Below are 15,767 nucleotides of genomic sequence, written 5' to 3'. Positions count from 1 at the left end.
GTCTGGCCGAGCCCGGGCTACTCGCGGTGGGTGGGGGCGGCCGCCTCGACAACCTCGCAGGCCAGCGTCTCGAAGTCGGCGGTGTCGGGGACGACGTCGACCCGTATCCCGGCCGCTTCCGCCGTTTCCTTCGTGGGATTCCCAATCGTTCCGACGGTCGCGTCCTTCAGTCCTTCGAGGGCATCGTCCCGGACGCCGCGCTCATCGGCCGCGTCGACGAAGTGGTCGACGGTGAGCGAGGAGGTAAACAGGGCGGCGTCGAGGTCGCCGTCGGCCGCGAGCTCGGCCGACTCGCCCGATTCCGGCGGCCGGACGAGCCGGTAGAGGACGGTCTCGTGGACGTACGCGCCGGCGTCGTCGAGCCCGTCGGTCAGCACCGCGGAGCCGTGGTCCGAGCGGGCGACCTCGACGCGGGCGCCGGCCACCTCTGCTTCGAGCGTGGCGACGAGCCCGGTCGAGGAGAACTCCTCTGGAACCACGTCGACGGTGTAGCCCGCCTCACGCAGCGCCGCGGCGGTCGACTCGCCGATGGCACAGACGGTCGCCTCGCCGGGGTCCCAGCCGGCCTCGGCGGCCAGTTCCACGCCGGTCTTGCTGGTGAGGACGACGTAGTCACAGTCCTCGCGCGGGGTCGCGTCCGTCGGTTCGACGGCGAGCATCGGGTCCGGAACGGGGTCCGCGCCCAGCGATTCCAGCAGTTCGACGGCGTCGGCGAGGCGCTCGTCGTCGGGGCGAAAGGCCGCGACCCGGAGCCGTGGCGTCTCCCGCATCAGGCACCCTCCAGGAACTCGACGACGCGCTCGCGCTCGCCGGCGACCTCGCCGATGACGGTGATGGCGGGCGGTTCGATGCCCTCGCTGTCGCGCACGTCGACGATGGTGTCGAGCGTGCCCGTGGCGACGCGCTGGTCGGGCCAGGTCGCCCGTTCGATGAGCGCCACCGGCGTGTCCGGGTCCATGCCGTAGTTCAGTAGCTCGCCGGTGTAGGCGGGGAGCTTGCCGACGCCCATCAGGACGACGATAGTACCGCCGGTGTCGGCCAGGGCCGCCCAGTCGACCGCCGACTCGTCTTTGGTGGGGTCCTCGTGGCCCGTGACGAAGGAGACCGAGGAGACGTAGTCGCGGTGGGTGACGGGGATGCCCGCCGCCTCCGGCCCGGCGATGGCGCTGGTGATACCGGGGACGACCTCGAACGGAATGTCGTTTTCCGCGAGGTGGACCATCTCCTCGCCGCCGCGGCCGAAGACGGTCGGGTCACCGCCCTTGAGCCGGACGACGACGTTGCCCTGCTGGGCGGTCTCGACGAGCCTGGTGTTCGTGTACTCCTGGGGCGTCCACTCGCCGCCGGCGCGCTTGCCCACGTCCTCGCGCTTTTCCTCTGGAATCATCCCCAGGATTTCGGGGCCGGGAAGCTTGTCGTGGAGCACCACGTCGGCCTCCTCCAGCAGGCGCTTTGCCTTCACCGTCAGCAGGTCCGGGTCGCCGGGGCCGGAGCCGACGAGATACACCTTCCCGACGGTCGATTCGCTCTCGCCTTCGTGGGCCCCATCGCTCATTCGTCTTCCTCCGCCGCGGTCGCGGCGTCGTCGTCGGCCCCGCCGCTGTCCCGCTTTGCAGCCTGGATGAGGTCGTCTGCGCCTCGGTCGGCGAGCTCCGCCGCGAGGTCCCGGGCCGCGTCGATGTGGCGTTCGACCGGGAGGTCGCGGGTGACCTGGATGTTCTCGGTGCCGTCCTGGGAGAGCACGCGGACGCCGGTTCTGACGACCCCGCCGGCGAGCCTGGCGTAGATACCGATCGGGGCGACACAGCCCCCGCCCAGCTCCGCCAGAATCGTCCGTTCGACGGTCGTCTCGACGCGCGTCCGGTCGTCGTCGAGGCGGTCGCGGATGTCCGCCGCGAGCTCGCCGTCGACGGCCGTCACGGCCAGGGCGCCCTGGCCGGGGGCCGGGATGAACTCCTCCGGGTCGAGTTCGACCGTACTGACGTGGTGGGTCAGCCCGGCTCGGTCGAGCCCGGCCTTCGCCAGCACGATGGCGTCGTACTCGGTGTCCGGGTCCCGTTCCATGGCCCGTCGCTCCAGCTCCGACAGCTCGTTGAACCACGCCTCGACGTCCTGCTCGTAGGGGAACTCGTAGTCGTCGTCCTCGTTGCCCGCGTGTTCCTTCCGCTCCTCCTCGGCCTCGTGGCGCTCCTGGTGTTCCTGCTGGAGCGACGGGGCGAGCAGCTTCTCGATGCGGGTGTCGACGTTGCCCCGAAGGGGCTCGACGACGAGGTCCGGGCGCTCGGCGAGCAGTTGGGCCTTCCGGCGCAGGCTCGACGTGCCGACGACGGCCCCCTCCGGCAGGTCGTCGAGGGCGGCGCCGTCGGGCGTCACCAGCACGTCCTCGGCGGCCGCGCGCTCGGGGACGCCGGCGACGACCAGCTCGTCGGGCCGTTCGGTCGGCATGTCCTTCATCGAGTGGACGGCGGCGTCGAGGTCGCCCGAAAGCACCTTCTCGTCTAAGCTGTGGACGAAGGCGCCGGTCTTGCCCAGCCGGTGGATGAGCTCGTCGGTGAGCTGGTCTCCCGTCGTCTCGACCTCCCGCAGTTCGACCGTGAGCCGTCGGCTCGCGAGCGAGTCGCGAACCGTGGCGGCCTGGCGAAGGGCGAGGTCGGAGCCGCGTGTCGCGAGTCGCAGTGTGTCCCCTGAGGTACTCATACCCACTCTTGGACGGGCCGCTGTGAAAAGCACATCACTTCATACGGACTATCGGACAGCCACCAGTCCTACCAGGGCTCGTCTTTCAGCCCCAGCGCGTACGCGACGACGTTCGTCAGGACGTGCAGGAGCGGCGTGAGGACCACCACCGCGAGGAGGACCGGGCGCGTGAACGTCGCCTCGGTCCAGGCGGGCGCCAGTATCCAGACGCAGGCCAGCGCGCCGAGCGCGAAGTCGAGCTGGTCCAGCACGGGAAACGCCGCGCCCCGTTCGCGGCCGGTGCGGCGCTTCAGGAAGGAGGCGGCGATGTCGCCGAACATCGCCCCGAAGGCCAGTCCGAGCCCGACCCTGACCGAAAAGGTGGGCAGCGAGTAGCCAAGCAGCGCGCTCACCCCCGGCTCGATAGCTGTCAGGCCCAGCGCGACGGCGGTCCCCGCCGCCGTCCCCAGAACCGTTCCCCGCTGTGTCTTGCCGTCACCCAGGATGCGGCCGTCGGGCAGTGACCGCCCGCCGTCTATCGGTTTGCCGCCGCCGGCCAACACCGCGACGTTGTTAGGTACGTACGCGGGCAACATCGCCCAGACCGCGGTTACGACGACCCCGAGTATGTCCATGTGCGCGGGGTCACGTGGCGCTGTCTTAACGGATGTGGCTTCGGGCGGCAAAATCCGGCTATCTGACCACCCGTGTCCGGCGTGTGGCGAGCGTCACCCGCCAGTCCGGAGCCCCTCGTGGCCGATAAGTCCCGGCGACGGCGACGCGAACACAGTGAAGACGGGCCGTCTGTCCTGCGGGCCCTCGGGGCGCGTAGAAGGGAAGGGCTGATTATCCGTCGCCGTCAGGTGGAGATATGGCCTCGGGTTCGTCGTGGAAGCGGGACTTCGCGAGCGGTCTCATCATCCTGTTGCCGATACTCGTCACGACGTACGTCATCGTCTATCTCTACAGTATCCTCGCCGGTGCGTCGGTCTTTCTCCCATCCGTCGACGAGGAGCTCCTCATCGCAGTGGGGGTTCCCGCCAGCGCCGCCACGCCGACCGCCGTCGAGTTCGTCCGGGTCTCCGTGGCGATGGTCCTTTTCGTCCTCATCGTCTTCTCCGTGGGCTATCTGATGCGGACGGCCTTCGGCGACTTCGTGGAACAGACACTCGACGACGCGATGAACCAGGTGCCGGGGTTGCGTGTGGTGTACAACGCCTCGAAGATGGCGGTCGAGACGGCCGTCGGGGGGACCGACGAACTCCAGGCGCCGGTCAAGCTCGAAGTGTGGGACGGGCTGCGGATGACGGCGTTCAAGACCGGGCAGACGACCGAGGACGGCCGCGACGTGCTCTTCCTGCCGACCGCGCCGAACATCACCACCGGCTACGTCATCGAGGTCGAGTCCGACGAGTACGAGGAGACCGACGAACGCGTCGAGGACGCGCTGACGCGTATCCTCTCGGCTGGCTTTGGCGACACGAACGACCGAAAACAGACGATTCCGGTTGCGGGCGAGGACGACTAGAGGTAGCGGAACCACTCCTCGCGGTCGCCCGACTCCACGAGATCGAAGAACGCAGACTGGATGTCGTCGGTGACCGGCCCCTTGGTCCCGGTGCCAATCTGGTTGTCGTCGACGCTCCGGATGGGCGTGACCTCCGCCGCGGTCCCGGTGAAGAAGAGCTCGTCGGCGGTGTAGAGCTCGCCCCGCGAGATGGTGGCGTCGTCGTGGACCACATAGCCCATGTCCTCGGCCAGTTCGATGGCCGTCTGGCGGGTGATACCGTCGAGGATGGACTCGGCGAGGCCGGTGGTGTAGATTTCGCCGTCCCGCACGAGGAAGATGTTCTCGCCCGGCCCCTCGGCGACGTTGCCCTCCTTGTTGAGGACGATGGCCTCCGCGTAGCCGTTGGCCTTTGCCTCCTGGGAGGCGAGGACGCTGTTGACGTAGGTGCCCGTCGTCTTGGCGTTGGTCGGGATCTGACTGGAGGCGTACTTGCGCCAGGAGGAGACGCCCACGTCGACGCCCTCTTCGAGGGCCTCGTCGCCCAGGTAGGCGCCCCAAGGCCACACAGCGAGCGCGACCTGCACCGGCGACTCCTCCGGGTTCAGGCCCAGCGGGCCGTAGCCGTAGAACGCGATGGGACGGATGTAACAGGAGTCGAGCCCCTCGCGCCGGATGAGCTCCTCCGTGGCCTCGGTGAGTTCCGCCTTCGAGAACGGGATGTCGATGTCGTACACCTTCCCGGAGTCGTAGAAGCGGTCCAGATGCTCCTCCCAGCGGAAGATGGCCGGCCCCTGCTCGGTCCCGTAACAGCGAACGCCCTCGAAGACGCCGGTGCCGTAGTGGAGCGCGTGGGTGAGGACGTGAATCTGGGCGTCCTCGAAGTCGACGAACTCCCCGTCGAGCCATATCTCGTCGACACTCTCGAACATCTCCGGGCGACCGCTCATGCTGTCGGCCCCCGCGTTCCTCGCTGGCTGTCAGTACCGGCGAACGGCTCGTCGCGTGTCATATCTACCCCATTGCGGTCCTCCGTTAAGAGTGTTGACGGTCCGTGTCGACCGTTCACAACCGTGTCCGCCCGACGACACGAAAAAAGAGTGGGACAGCCCGGCCGCTATCCGGAGAGCGGAGCGGGCGAGCCGTCGTCGGTGGGCGTCACCTCGTCATCGTCGTCCACCGGCGTGTCGTCTTCCGGGGTGTCAGTCGGCGTGTCGTCTACTGGAGTGTCAGTTGGCGTATCGTCTTCCGGCGTGTCGGTTGGCGTGTCGTCTTCCGGCGTGTCATCTGCCGGCGTATCGGTCGGCGTGTCGTCTTCCGGCGTGTCAGTTGGCGTGTCGTCTTCCGGCGTGTCGGTCGGCGTATCGTCTGCCGGGGTGTCGGTCGGCGTATCGTCTGCCGGGGTGTCGGTCGGCGTGTCGTCTTCCGGCGTGTCAGTTGGCGTGTCGTCTGCCGGCGTGTCAGTCGGCGTGTCGTCTGCTGGGGTGTCCGTTTCCGGGGAATCAACAGGCGTGTCGTCTACTGGAGTGTCCTCTTCTGGCGTCTCAGTCACGTTGTCGTCGGTATCGTTGACGACCGTGACGTTGGCATCGTCGGTCACCGGCGTCCCGTTGTCGGTGTAGGGACCGTCGTCGGCGCCGTTACTGCTGACGAAGTCGTAGCTCTCGTCGCCGCTCGTCTCCTCGTGGGGCATCGCGATGAGTGTCCCGTTCTCGGTCAGTTCCGACTCGTCGAATTCGGCGCCCGGAACGTCGAACAGTTCGACGGTGAGGCTGTCGTAGCTGCCGGCTTCGAGGTAGTCGGAGACGCCGATGACGCTCCCGACTGCGTCACCGTCGAGCAGGCTGTCGTTGTGGATGGCGACGTAACCGTCGTTGGGCACCATCACGTTCTGGACGGTAACGCTCGTACCGTCGGTCTCCTGGTCATCGAACGTGACCGTCGCAGTCTCGTTCGTCTCGTTGTCGTCAGTATCGTTGGCGATAGTGACGTTGGCATCGTCGGTCACCGGCGTTCCGTTGTCGGTGTAGGGCCCGTCGTCGGCGCCGTTACTGCTGACGAAGTCGTAGCTCTCGTCGCCGCTCGTCTCCTCGTGGGGCATCGCGATGAGCGTCGCGTTCTCGGTCAGCTCCGACTCGTCGAAGTCGGCGCCCGGGACGTCGAACAGTTCGACAGAGAGGTTGTCGTAGCTGCCGGCTTCGAGGTAGTCGGAGACGCCGATGACGCTCCCGACTGCGTCACCGTCGAGCAGGCTGTCGTTGTGGATGGCGACGTAGCCGTCCTCGGGAACCGTCACGTTCTGGACCGTGACGGTCGTGCCGTCGGTCTCCTGGTCGTCGAACGCGACCGTCGCGGTCTCGTTCGTCTCGCTGTCGTCGGTGTCATCGCCATCGGAGTCAGTGTCGTCCGTGGCATCGCCATCGGAGTCAGCGTCGTCCGTGGCACCACCGTCGGTGTCAGCGTCGTCGCCGTCGGTACCATTAGCGACGTCCTCGCAGGTACCGCCCGAAATCTGGAGCGACTCGTTCATCACCAGGTCGGTCCGGGTGACGTTGACCGACTCGTTCATACCGTCCGATTCGTTCATGCCGTCCGATTCGTTCGAAATGGTGGTGTTGTCCGATTCGTTCGAGATTACCTGCCACGTATCGACGGTGCCGTTGTTGGCCTCGCCGAACAGTTCGGCCTCTTCGTTGAACGCCGGCTCGATGGTGACGTTCGTGTCCTGGCTGACGTTGGAGTAGACACCGCCGTCAGTCGTCTCCGAGGGCCAGGCCCAGTCGACGACGGACTGCGTGCCGTTGACAGTCCAGTTGTCGAGGCTCATGGTGTCGTTGAAGTCGTCGTCGCGGACCGTCCAGTTGCCGTCCTCCGGCAGGCCGGTGATGTTGAACGTGGCCGCGCCGCCGCTACCGTCCTCTACCTCGCCGTGGACGAACACGAGAGACGTGGTGTTGTTCGCGGTATCGGTGTACAGGAAGACGGCGCTCGTGTTCGGCTCCTGGAGGGCTGCCGTTCCTCCCGAGCCGAAGATGTCTCCCGTCTGGTTCACCGAGGGGTTGTCCGAGAAGTTCTCCGGGAGTCGGTAGTCGTAGTACGCGAGCGCGGACTTGTTGTCAGAGAACGACGTGATGGGAGTGCACTCCTCGCCCTGGACGGCGACGTAGGACTGGTTCCCCGCCGCGTCGGCCTGCTGGGCAGCGCCGAGTCCGCTCAGCGGTACCAGAGCGACACTCAGAACGACTGCCAGTGTGGCGAGTCTACGATACGACCGTCGGTATCCGTTGGAATCCTGTTCCATACGGACGGAACACCGTCGCAAATACGGTTTGTTATTACCGCCGTAGCGAGCGGTAAGCTCGACACAGGGGCACGACGGCGGCGACAGCGCGGGCTTACTCGGCTCGGAACGCGTGACCACGCCGGGACGCCGCCACCGCGAACACCTCCGAGCGGGCGCGGAAGCGGGTACGGGCGGACTACAGCCCGTCGAGGAGGCTCCCCTCGAACTCGCTGAGCGCGTCCCAGCCGTACGTCCCCGTTATCCGGACGGTCCCCCCGCCGCGACTGACGGCCCGGTCCGTCGCCGCCGAGCCGACCGACGCCGTCGCCGACGAGTCGGGCGTGGCGCCGTCGGAGAACCGCATGACGGCGCTCGCGGGCTGGGGCGGCTCGCCGTTGTCGAGGTCGATGCGGAACACCGCGCCGGTCGCCGAACCGAACCCGTCGGTCGGGAGGGAGACCGGGCTGGACGCGGCCCGCCCGCGGGCCAGCGTCTCGACCGCGCTGTCGGGCGCGTAGCCGCAGGCGAGGCTCCCGGTGGCGTCGGCCTCGGCGAGCAGCGACGCGAACCCGTCGTCGGCCTCGTGTTTCGGCCGTCTGGCGCCGGCCCGCGTGTCGACTATCTCGCGGATGCGGTCCGGCGACTCGGTGTCGAGCCGCGGGGGCGTGAACACCACCGCGTCGGTCGTCAGCCCGGCGACGGCGCCGTCGGCGTTCGCGATGACCGCGCGCCCCTCCCCCTCGAATCGCACGGTCCCGGCCCCGTCCTTGGCGTCCGCTATCGCCCCGGCGAGGTCGACCGGAAGTTCCAGCACCCCGACGGTATCGACAGTCAGCGCCCGCCTCAGCCCGGAGACGTCGAGCCGGCCGCGTTCGAACCCGAAGTCGGTCCCGTAGACGCTCAACTCGAGCAGCGCCCCGACGTACGCGGCCGTCATGGACGCGTACCGGAGCGGGTCCCGAACCGTCTCGGGCGGACTGCCGACCTGATGCCCCGAATCGACCCGGCGGTCGGACATCGTCACCAGCACGGCGTCGGTGGTGTCCGGGACGAAGGTCGCGTACGGGGGGAGGTCGACCGACCGTCGGGGACCGGCCGGCGTGTCCGTGTGCGCCGTCGGGGTCCGCTCCTGGCCGCCGCCGGAGCAGCCGGCCAGACCGCCGACTGCCGCGAGCCCGAGCGTTCGTAACAGTCGTCTGCGGGACGGGCGAGCACACATGGAGCGTACGGTAGTGGACGAACGGCAAGAAAGTATCCATCTGACAGGATAGCGGACGGAGCGACCGGCAGGCTGGTACGGAAGCGAACGCAAGTGAGGCGGTATACGGGAGATTGCCGGCGGGACACGGCCACCCAGCCGTCCCGCAGTGGGTAGTTCCGTGCGCCGTACATTCCAGTAAATTGAAGGCTAGGCGTGAGTAGTAGCCGTCGTGAAAGAGATAGCTAGACGAGACACCCTCCAGGTCATCGCCGGCCTCGCGTCGGCGACGGCCATCGGTACAGTGGCCGGTCGCCACAACCCGGCCCCGTCGACTGCTCCGCCCGACGTTGTCCCCACGACTGCGGACGGACTCATTGACGCGAACATTGACCTCCTCCGTCAGGACGACGGGCTGCGAACGCTGACCACTGCCGCCCTGCAACAGCGCACGCAGTACGCGTCCGCCGAGGTCACCGCCGAGAGCCCACGCGACGTCGACGCGCTGCTCGCCGACGTGAAAGCGGAGTTCGACACCGACCCCGAGAAGGTCCACCGCGCGACCGCCTTCGGCGACGTCGGCGCCGACGGTAGCGAACTGTTCGACGGCTACGCCGGCGTCGTCCTCAACGCCGAGCTGAGCGCCGAGGACATCAAGTCCGGGATAGCGAACCTGGACAACGTCGCCTTTACCGAGCTGGACGCGTCCGGGACGGTCGTGTACGAGCCGGAGTCCGCGGACGGACCGTGGGTCGGCGGGCTCGGGTCGGACCGCGTCGTCGTCGGGACCGAAGCGGCCGTCTACGACGCGGTCGACGTGCGCAACGGCGAGGCCGCGGCCGCCAGCGAGCGGCTCGAGGGCGCGTTCGCGGACACCCGCGACGGCCCCGTTCGGTTCGCCGGCCGGCTCCCGGACCCGAGCGACAACGACGCCGTCCCCGCGAGTGTCGACGTCGGCGGCGGGCGGTCGATAGACCTCACCCCGCTCGACCACGTCAGCACGCTCGGCGGCGCCGTCTACCGCGACGGCGACGTTCGGGGGCTTGAGACGACGCTGGACGCGAGCGACATCGCTGCCGCGAGCGACGTGACGAGCCTGGTCTCGCGGCTTCGGGACCGCCTCGAATCGAAGCTACAGGACGCGACAGTCGCCGACATCGTCGGCGACGTGGCGGTCGAACGCGACGGGGCGACCGTGACGGCCTCCGTCGAGCGGACCACCGAGGAGCTCCGGTCGCTGGTCGAGCGCGACTCGGCCAGTTACTGACCGGTCGACCGCGGTTTTCGCAGGTGCGTCACGCCAGCGCGGAGACGATGGCCCGTCCCTCGATGTAGTGGAGCCCCTGCTCTCGCGCGTAGGCCCGCGCGTCGGCCGGCGAGAGCGCGCCGCCGGTCTCGTCGTCGAGCATCTCACAGACCACGACGGCGGGCGGCTGGTCGGCGGCCGCCGCCAGCGCGATGCCCAGTTCGGTGTGGCCCTCGCGGTCCGCGAGCAGGTCCGGCGCGGCCCGCAGCAGGTGGACGTGGCCGGGCGAACGGAACGACTCGGCGAAGGCCTCGGGGTCCGGGTCGGCCGCAAGCGCGGCCAGCTCCGTGATTGTCAGCGAGCGGTCGTCGTCGGTGACGCCGGTGAACGTGTCGCGGTGGTTCACCGTCAGCGAGAAGGAGGAGCGCTCGTCGTAGGCGAGTTCGTGGTCGGCGCTCGTCGGGTGGTCGAGCACGTCCTGCATGAAGGGGAGTTCCAGCGCGTCGGCCGCGGCGTCCGAGAGCGCGGCACAGATTAGCCCGCCGGCGTCGTTGCGCATCCGGGCGACGGCCTCGGGGGTGACCGAGCCCGCGGGATAGACGATGTCGGTCTCGCCCTCCCGGTCGGCGGCGTCGTGAATCAGCACCGGCTCGCCGCGGGCGAAGGCGTCGACGGCGGCCTGTGCGGTGTCGGCGTCGGCGGACTCACTCCGAGACATGGACAGTCACCTCGTCGCCGTCTTCGAGTTCGAGGATGTCGCGGAGCTTCTCCGGCGCGATTATCTCCACCTTCTCCTCGCCGTGGTGGGTGCGCTCCGGCGCGATGATGTGGGCCGGCTCGTACTCGCCGTCGCCGCTCTCGACGGAGACGGGGTAGCAGTAGGCCGGGCCGTAGGTGCGTTCGTCGTCCTCCCACCCCTCGATGGTGACGGGCTCCAGCGCGCCCAGGCGGGCGCGTCTGCGGACGCTGTCGTCGGTCAGTTCCAGGTTGAGCGTCCCGGCGAAGGGCTCGTAGTCGAGGCGGTCGATGAACTGTTTCATGTAGCCCGGCAGCGTGATGTAGTGGCGTCCCTCGCCCATCCCGGAGGTGACGAGCCCCTGCAGGTGGACGCTGGCGTCGGACTCGAAGATGCGGCGGTAGTCGGCGTACTCGGACTGGAGGCGCCGCTCGCCCGCGTCGGTGATGCTGACAACCTGCCCGTCGCCCAGCATGTCGCGGTCGACCAGGTCGGCGTCTTCCAGGCGCTGGAGGCGCCGGGAGGCCGTCTGGTTGGACGCGTCGAGCCGGCCGGCCAGGTCCGCACAGGAGACCTTCGTCGGCTCGTCCAGAGCGCCGTCGAGCGCGAGCAGCTTCAGCGTCGCGAGTTCGTCCCGCCCCACGACCCGTCCCGATGATTCAGCCATACCACCGTCTACGGCGTATATCCGGATAAGCATATCGAAGATGGAACTCGTCACACAATTGGGACAGGGCCGTCAGCGCCGCGCGTCGACGAGGAGGCCGCCGATAGCCCGGCGTTTCAGGAGGACAAAGCCCGCGAAGACGAGCAGAAAGCCGACCACGGTCGGCAGCGTGATCGACTCGCCCAGGACGGCGATACCGACGACGGTCGCCACGACCGGCACGAGATAGGCGACCAGCGAGGTCTCGAGCGCCCCGCGGACCTCAAGCAGCGTGTAGTAGATGAAGAAGGCCACGGCCGTGGCGAACACGCCGAGATAGGCGACGGCGACCCACCCGGACGCGGTGGCGGGGAGGGCGAACGGCTCGCCGATAGCGGCGCTGACGGCAAAGAGGAGCGCGCCGCCGACGGCCATGGACCACCCCGAGAGCGCGGCCCGGTCGAGGGTGGGGCCGGCCCGCTGGATGATGACGCCGCCCAGCGCGACGCTGGCGGCTTGCCCGAGGATGAGCAGGCGGCCGACCGCGTCGCTGCCGAGCAGGTTCGCCGGGTCCGGCCGGACGATGAGGCCGACGCCGACGAGGCCGAGCAGGATGCCGACCGCACCGACGGCCGAGACCCGCTCCTCGGGGAGCAAGGCAAGCGCCCACAGCGAGGTCAACACGGGGACGAGGCTCTGCATGATGGCCGCGACGCCGCTGGGAACGGTCTGCTGGCCGACGAACAGGAGCGCGTTGCCGGCCACGAGGAAGGCGCCGCCGCCGACGATGGCGTCGACGTCCGGCCGCCCCGTGGGCCGCCAGTCCTCCCGGCGGGCAAGCGCCATCCCCAGCAGGAGCACGGCGGCGATACCGTAGCGAAAGGCCGCAAACAGCACCGGCTCCAGCGAGCGCAGGCCGACCTCGATAGCCAGGAAGGATAGGCCCCACAGCGTCGCCAGCAGGGCGAACAGACCGACGGTGTACAGCCGGCTGGACACACGCCCGTTCGGGTGTGGCGATTAGTATACCTCTCGGTTCCGGATAGTGTCGGTCACGACGCGGTCGGGGACTGCGGTCCGGTCAGTACTCGGCCAGCGGGTCGTCGGCCCAGAACTCGCTGTCCTTGTTCAGTTTCGGGACCCACGTGTCCGCGTCGCGGGCGAGCATCGCCACGCGGGAGGGTTCGACCTCCTTGACGGTGTCGTGGTCGGGGAGGAAGGCCCCAATCTCCTCGGCGAAGTCGAGAATCTCCTCGTGGCTGGGCATCGACTCCCTGTCGAGTCGGCCCCGCGAGTGGCCCACGTGCATGTACGCCTTCAGCTCCACGAAGTCGGCGTCGGCCCGGTCACACATCGCCGCGTACCACGCCGGATGGTGCATGTTCTCGTCGCGCACGAGCGTGCTCCGGATGACGGTGCGGGTGTCGTCTTTCCCGGCCAGCACGTCCAGCGTGTCGATGAGGTTGTGCCAGGCGTCGTCCTCGACGGCCTTCACCGTGCTGTCGAACGTCTTGCGGTCGGGGGCGTCGACGGAGACGTACAGCTGTGTCGGGTCACACCGGGCCAGCATCTCGGGGTCGGTGCCGTTCGAGACGAGGAACGTGGTGATGTCGCGTGTGTGGAACTCCTCGATGAGTTCGGGGAGATAGGGATAGAGGGTCGGCTCGCCGTCCAGCGAGATGGCGACGTGGCGGGGCTCCATCGCCTGCTCGAACACCTCTCGGGGCACCTCGTCGTTGCCGCCAAAACCCGAGAGGAGCTTCCGCTGGAGTTCGACGCTCGCGTCTGCGACGGCGGCGGGGTCGTCCCACGCCACGTCGCCCAGCTCGTAGGCGTGGCCGGCGTGGTCGCGCCAGCAGAAGACACAGCGCTCGTTGCACTTGACCACGGGCGTCATCTGGATGCAGCGATGGGATTCGATGCCGTAGAAGGCGTACTTGTAGCATTTCCCCTCGCCCCGCAAGGCGTTGGCCGTCCAGCCGCAGGTCTGGGCCGCCGTGTGGTTCTGGCTGTGGTAGTCGGGGTCGGAGACCTGCTTGGGGCCGCCCGAGTCGCTGTCGCTCATGTCGTGCTGGTACAGCGCCGGAGGCAAACATCCTTCCCTCTCAAGGACACCGCGCGGCCGAGATTCGACGGGAGGCAGACGTGCGTCTCAGATGTCATACTGTGCGATATCGGTCGACTCACACGCCGGACAGTCTCCGGTCGCGTGCTCGACCGTCGTGCCACAGCGGCGACACTCCCGGAGGGGCCCACCCCGTGTCCCCCGCCGGATGAGGCGTTTCAGTTCTTGGAACATGTCCGTCCGATGGAGCGGGTGACGCATATACGCCAGCCAACCGGCCCGGAAGTGAAACCGCCCGACGTGACGGGGCTCCCCTCGGCGCGTCAGCCCTGCGTCAGACGCCGGGCGACGGCTCGCTCGGCGGCCAGACGCGGCGCGTCTGCGGCCCCGGGGTGGTCAGAGTCCAAAGGTCTAAGCCTCCCCGGCCCCCACGTTTTGCTACTATGAGCACGGAAACCGAGGACGGGGACGACCTGCGCGAGCGAATCACGAACTTCCTGCGCCGGAACTTCCCACAGATTCAGATGCACGGCGGCAGCGCGGCCATCGAGGAGATAGACCGCGAAGAGGGCAGCGTCACCATCCGCCTGGGCGGGGCCTGTTCCGGCTGTGGCATCTCCCCGATGACCATCCAGGCCATCAAGACCCGCATGACGAAGGAGATTCCCGAAATCAGCGAGGTCGTCGCCCGCACCGGCATGGAAGGCGGCGAAGGAATGGCCGGCGGCGCCGACGGCGGCATGAGCCCCTCCTTCCCCGGCGGCGACTCCCGCGGCGGCGACGTGGGCGGCAACGACGAAGGCCCGGAAGCGCCGTTCTAGAGGCCGTTCTCGGGCTCCGTCGAGCGGGCGACCGTCCGGACCGAAAAACACACTGTATTAACCCGGCGGCGGATTTTGGTAGCGTATGAGCGATACGGACGGTGACAACGTTCTCTTCGTCGTGCTGGACACGGTCCGAAAGGACCGCCTGACCGTCTACGACGACGAGCTCGAGACGACACCGAACCTCGCCGAGTTCGCCGACGAGGCGGCCGTCTTCGAAGGCGCCGTCGCGCCGGCGCCGTGGACGCTGCCGGTCCACGCCTCGATGTTCACCGGCCTCTATCCGAGCGAACACGAGGCCACCCAGGAGGACCCCTATCTGGAGGGGGCCACGACGCTCGCGGAGTCGCTGTCGGCGGCGGGGTACGACACCGCCTGTTACTCCTCGAACGCCTGGATAACGAGCTACACGAACCTCACCGCGGGCTTTTCCGACCACGACAACTTCTTCCAGATTATGCCCAGCGAGCTCCTGTCGGGCCCGCTGGCCTCGCTGTGGAAGACGATGAACGACAACGACACCCTGCGCGGGGTCGCCGACCGGATGGTCCAGGTCGGCAACAAGATACACGAACACCTCGCCGAGGGAGGCGGCGGCGACACGAAAACCCCGCAGGTCATCGACAAGACCATCGACTTCGTCGACGAGAGCGACGACTTCTTCGCCTTCATCAACCTGATGGACGCCCACCTCCCCTATCACCCGCCCGAGGAGTACGCCGAGCGGTTCGCCCCCGGCGTCGACCCCACGGAGGTGTGCCAGAACTCCAAGGAGTTCAACTGCGGCGCCCGCGACATCGACGACGACGAGTGGGACGACATCCGGGGGCTCTACGACGCCGAGCTGGCCCACATCGACGACCAGCTCGACCGGCTGTTCTCGCATCTCAAGGAGACCGGCCAGTGGGAGGACACCACCGTCGTCGTCTGTGCCGACCACGGCGAGCTGTTCGGCGAACACGGCCTCTACGGCCACGAGTTCGGCATCTACGACCCGCTGGTGAACGTCCCGCTGATGGTCAAACACCCCGACATAGAGCCGGAGCGGGACGACGAGACGACCGTCGAACTCGTGGACCTCTATCACACTGTTCTTGACGCGGCGGGCGCCGAGGGCCGGGGCGAGCCCCTGCAGTCGGCCCGCTCGCTGCTGTCGGCTGACTACCGGGACTTCGCCGAGGAGACGGGCGGCGTACCCCGCGGCGACGTCGGCTTCGTCGAGTACCACCAGCCCGTCGTCGAACTCCGGCAGCTGGAGGGGAAAGCCAGCGGGGCCGGCATCGAACTGGACGAGCAGTCCCGCTTTTACTCCCGGATGGGCGCCGCGCGGACCACCGAGGAGAAGTACATCCACTGCACGCGCATCCCGGACGAGGCCTACCACGTGGGCCGGGACCCCGGCGAGACCGAGAACCTCGTCGGCACCGACGACGAGCCCGAACACCTGCGGCGGGCGCTGTTCGAGTTCGTCGACGCAGTCGGGGCGACCTGGCCCGACGAGGCCGACGGCGCCGACGGCGACGTGCTCTCCGGGATGGACGGCGAGACGAAAGACAGACTACAGGACCTGGGTTACCTCGAATAGC

The 15,767-nt window shown here is 68.3% G+C and carries 16 protein-coding genes; 4 read left to right on the top strand and 12 right to left on the bottom strand.

All coding sequences use genetic code 11. The annotated features are described in order from the left end of the window. Nucleotides 1-17 precede the first annotated feature (17 nt). The 4 genes from NJQ98_RS14475 to NJQ98_RS14460 all read right to left on the bottom strand — a co-directional run bounded on the left by NJQ98_RS14475 (nucleotide 18) and on the right by NJQ98_RS14460 (nucleotide 3,311). Complete coding sequence (locus NJQ98_RS14475) at nucleotides 18-770, bottom strand: uroporphyrinogen-III synthase (protein ID WP_262179908.1); 753 nt, start codon at nucleotides 768-770, stop codon at nucleotides 18-20. Next, on the bottom strand, nucleotides 770-1,555 hold the full coding sequence (gene cobA / locus NJQ98_RS14470; protein WP_262179906.1) for a uroporphyrinogen-III C-methyltransferase: 786 nt from the start codon (nucleotides 1,553-1,555) through the stop codon (nucleotides 770-772). Before cobA ends, NJQ98_RS14475 begins: the two co-directional genes overlap by 1 nt. Next, nucleotides 1,552-2,697, bottom strand: coding sequence for a hydroxymethylbilane synthase (gene hemC, locus NJQ98_RS14465; RefSeq protein WP_262179904.1), 1,146 nt, complete (start codon nucleotides 2,695-2,697; stop codon nucleotides 1,552-1,554). The genes cobA and hemC overlap by 4 nt, the downstream gene beginning before the upstream one ends. 68 nt (nucleotides 2,698-2,765) lie before the next feature. Beyond that, entirely contained in the window at nucleotides 2,766-3,311 is a 546-nt protein-coding gene (locus tag NJQ98_RS14460; protein WP_262179901.1) for a CDP-2,3-bis-(O-geranylgeranyl)-sn-glycerol synthase, read from the bottom strand. A 236-nt stretch (nucleotides 3,312-3,547) separates the two neighbouring features. Between NJQ98_RS14460 and NJQ98_RS14455 the strand changes: the two genes are divergently transcribed. Then, nucleotides 3,548-4,204: a DUF502 domain-containing protein gene (locus tag NJQ98_RS14455; RefSeq protein WP_262179898.1), complete on the top strand. Its 657-nt coding sequence runs from the start codon at nucleotides 3,548-3,550 to the stop codon at nucleotides 4,202-4,204. On the opposite strand, the gene NJQ98_RS14450 is transcribed toward NJQ98_RS14455, so the two are convergent. The 3 genes from NJQ98_RS14450 to NJQ98_RS14440 all read right to left on the bottom strand — a co-directional run bounded on the left by NJQ98_RS14450 (nucleotide 4,201) and on the right by NJQ98_RS14440 (nucleotide 8,685). Beyond that, nucleotides 4,201-5,133, bottom strand: coding sequence for a branched-chain amino acid transaminase (locus NJQ98_RS14450; protein WP_262179895.1), 933 nt, complete (start codon nucleotides 5,131-5,133; stop codon nucleotides 4,201-4,203). The two genes, NJQ98_RS14455 and NJQ98_RS14450, sit on opposite strands and share 4 nt — an antisense overlap. Nucleotides 5,134-5,300: 167 nt before the next feature. Next, a complete protein-coding gene (locus NJQ98_RS14445; protein ID WP_262179892.1) occupies nucleotides 5,301-7,484 on the bottom strand; it encodes a DUF7282 domain-containing protein in 2,184 nt (727 codons plus the stop codon). 178 nt (nucleotides 7,485-7,662) lie between these two features. Further along, nucleotides 7,663-8,685 carry a hypothetical protein gene (locus NJQ98_RS14440; protein ID WP_262179889.1) on the bottom strand — a complete coding sequence of 341 codons (1,023 nt, stop codon included), beginning with the start codon at nucleotides 8,683-8,685 and terminating at the stop codon, nucleotides 7,663-7,665. Between the two features lie 211 nt (nucleotides 8,686-8,896). Between NJQ98_RS14440 and NJQ98_RS14435 the strand changes: the two genes are divergently transcribed. Next, a complete protein-coding gene (locus NJQ98_RS14435; protein WP_262179887.1) occupies nucleotides 8,897-9,931 on the top strand; it encodes a hypothetical protein in 1,035 nt (344 codons plus the stop codon). Between the two features lie 28 nt (nucleotides 9,932-9,959). Here the strand turns inward: NJQ98_RS14435 and ribB are convergent, their stop codons facing one another. The 5 genes from ribB to NJQ98_RS14410 all read right to left on the bottom strand — a co-directional run bounded on the left by ribB (nucleotide 9,960) and on the right by NJQ98_RS14410 (nucleotide 13,591). Then, on the bottom strand, nucleotides 9,960-10,628 hold the full coding sequence (gene ribB, locus NJQ98_RS14430) for a 3,4-dihydroxy-2-butanone-4-phosphate synthase (protein ID WP_262179885.1): 669 nt from the start codon (nucleotides 10,626-10,628) through the stop codon (nucleotides 9,960-9,962). After that, nucleotides 10,615-11,313, bottom strand: a complete 699-nt coding sequence (locus tag NJQ98_RS14425) for a DUF120 domain-containing protein (protein ID WP_262179882.1) — start codon at nucleotides 11,311-11,313, stop codon at nucleotides 10,615-10,617. The genes ribB and NJQ98_RS14425 overlap by 14 nt, the downstream gene beginning before the upstream one ends. Before the next feature lie 72 nt (nucleotides 11,314-11,385). After that, on the bottom strand, nucleotides 11,386-12,291 hold the full coding sequence (locus tag NJQ98_RS14420; protein ID WP_262179880.1) for a DMT family transporter: 906 nt from the start codon (nucleotides 12,289-12,291) through the stop codon (nucleotides 11,386-11,388). Between the two features lie 82 nt (nucleotides 12,292-12,373). Further along, a complete protein-coding gene (twy1, locus tag NJQ98_RS14415) occupies nucleotides 12,374-13,357 on the bottom strand; it encodes a 4-demethylwyosine synthase TYW1 (protein ID WP_262179878.1) in 984 nt (327 codons plus the stop codon). Nucleotides 13,358-13,444: 87 nt separating this feature from the next. Then, nucleotides 13,445-13,591 (bottom strand): hypothetical protein, encoded by a 147-nt coding sequence (locus NJQ98_RS14410; protein ID WP_262179876.1) that lies wholly within the window; start codon nucleotides 13,589-13,591, stop codon nucleotides 13,445-13,447. A 209-nt stretch (nucleotides 13,592-13,800) separates the two neighbouring features. On the opposite strand from NJQ98_RS14410, the gene NJQ98_RS14405 reads away from it, so the two are divergent. Together NJQ98_RS14405 and NJQ98_RS14400 are read left to right on the top strand one after the other, a co-directional pair. Further along, nucleotides 13,801-14,178, top strand: coding sequence for a NifU family protein (locus NJQ98_RS14405; protein WP_262179874.1), 378 nt, complete (start codon nucleotides 13,801-13,803; stop codon nucleotides 14,176-14,178). Between the two features lie 85 nt (nucleotides 14,179-14,263). Beyond that, nucleotides 14,264-15,766: a sulfatase gene (locus NJQ98_RS14400; RefSeq protein ID WP_262179872.1), complete on the top strand. Its 1,503-nt coding sequence runs from the start codon at nucleotides 14,264-14,266 to the stop codon at nucleotides 15,764-15,766. Nucleotide 15,767: the final 1 nt, after the last annotated feature.

Origin of the sequence: Haloarcula laminariae (assembly GCF_025457605.1) — an archaeon.
Taxonomy (GTDB): domain Archaea; phylum Halobacteriota; class Halobacteria; order Halobacteriales; family Haloarculaceae; genus Haloarcula; species Haloarcula laminariae.
This window is presented reverse-complemented; position numbering and strand designations above follow the sequence as displayed.

Bases quoted from the DNA above. Each gene is read 5' to 3' on its own strand.
- NJQ98_RS14475 (WP_262179908.1), bottom strand. From the start codon at position 770: ATGCGGGAGACGCCACGGCTCCGGGTCGCGGCCTTTCGCCCCGACGAC.
- cobA (WP_262179906.1), bottom strand. From the start codon at position 1,555: ATGAGCGATGGGGCCCACGAAGGCGAGAGCGAATCGACCGTCGGGAAG.
- hemC (WP_262179904.1), bottom strand. From the start codon at position 2,697: ATGAGTACCTCAGGGGACACACTGCGACTCGCGACACGCGGCTCCGAC.
- NJQ98_RS14460 (WP_262179901.1), bottom strand. From the start codon at position 3,311: ATGGACATACTCGGGGTCGTCGTAACCGCGGTCTGGGCGATGTTGCCC.
- NJQ98_RS14455 (WP_262179898.1), top strand. From the start codon at position 3,548: ATGGCCTCGGGTTCGTCGTGGAAGCGGGACTTCGCGAGCGGTCTCATC.
- NJQ98_RS14450 (WP_262179895.1), bottom strand. From the start codon at position 5,133: ATGAGCGGTCGCCCGGAGATGTTCGAGAGTGTCGACGAGATATGGCTC.
- NJQ98_RS14445 (WP_262179892.1), bottom strand. From the start codon at position 7,484: ATGGAACAGGATTCCAACGGATACCGACGGTCGTATCGTAGACTCGCC.
- NJQ98_RS14440 (WP_262179889.1), bottom strand. From the start codon at position 8,685: ATGTGTGCTCGCCCGTCCCGCAGACGACTGTTACGAACGCTCGGGCTC.
- ribB (WP_262179885.1), bottom strand. From the start codon at position 10,628: ATGTCTCGGAGTGAGTCCGCCGACGCCGACACCGCACAGGCCGCCGTC.
- NJQ98_RS14425 (WP_262179882.1), bottom strand. From the start codon at position 11,313: ATGGCTGAATCATCGGGACGGGTCGTGGGGCGGGACGAACTCGCGACG.
- twy1 (WP_262179878.1), bottom strand. From the start codon at position 13,357: ATGAGCGACAGCGACTCGGGCGGCCCCAAGCAGGTCTCCGACCCCGAC.
- NJQ98_RS14410 (WP_262179876.1), bottom strand. From the start codon at position 13,591: ATGTTCCAAGAACTGAAACGCCTCATCCGGCGGGGGACACGGGGTGGG.
- NJQ98_RS14405 (WP_262179874.1), top strand. From the start codon at position 13,801: ATGAGCACGGAAACCGAGGACGGGGACGACCTGCGCGAGCGAATCACG.
- NJQ98_RS14400 (WP_262179872.1), top strand. From the start codon at position 14,264: ATGAGCGATACGGACGGTGACAACGTTCTCTTCGTCGTGCTGGACACG.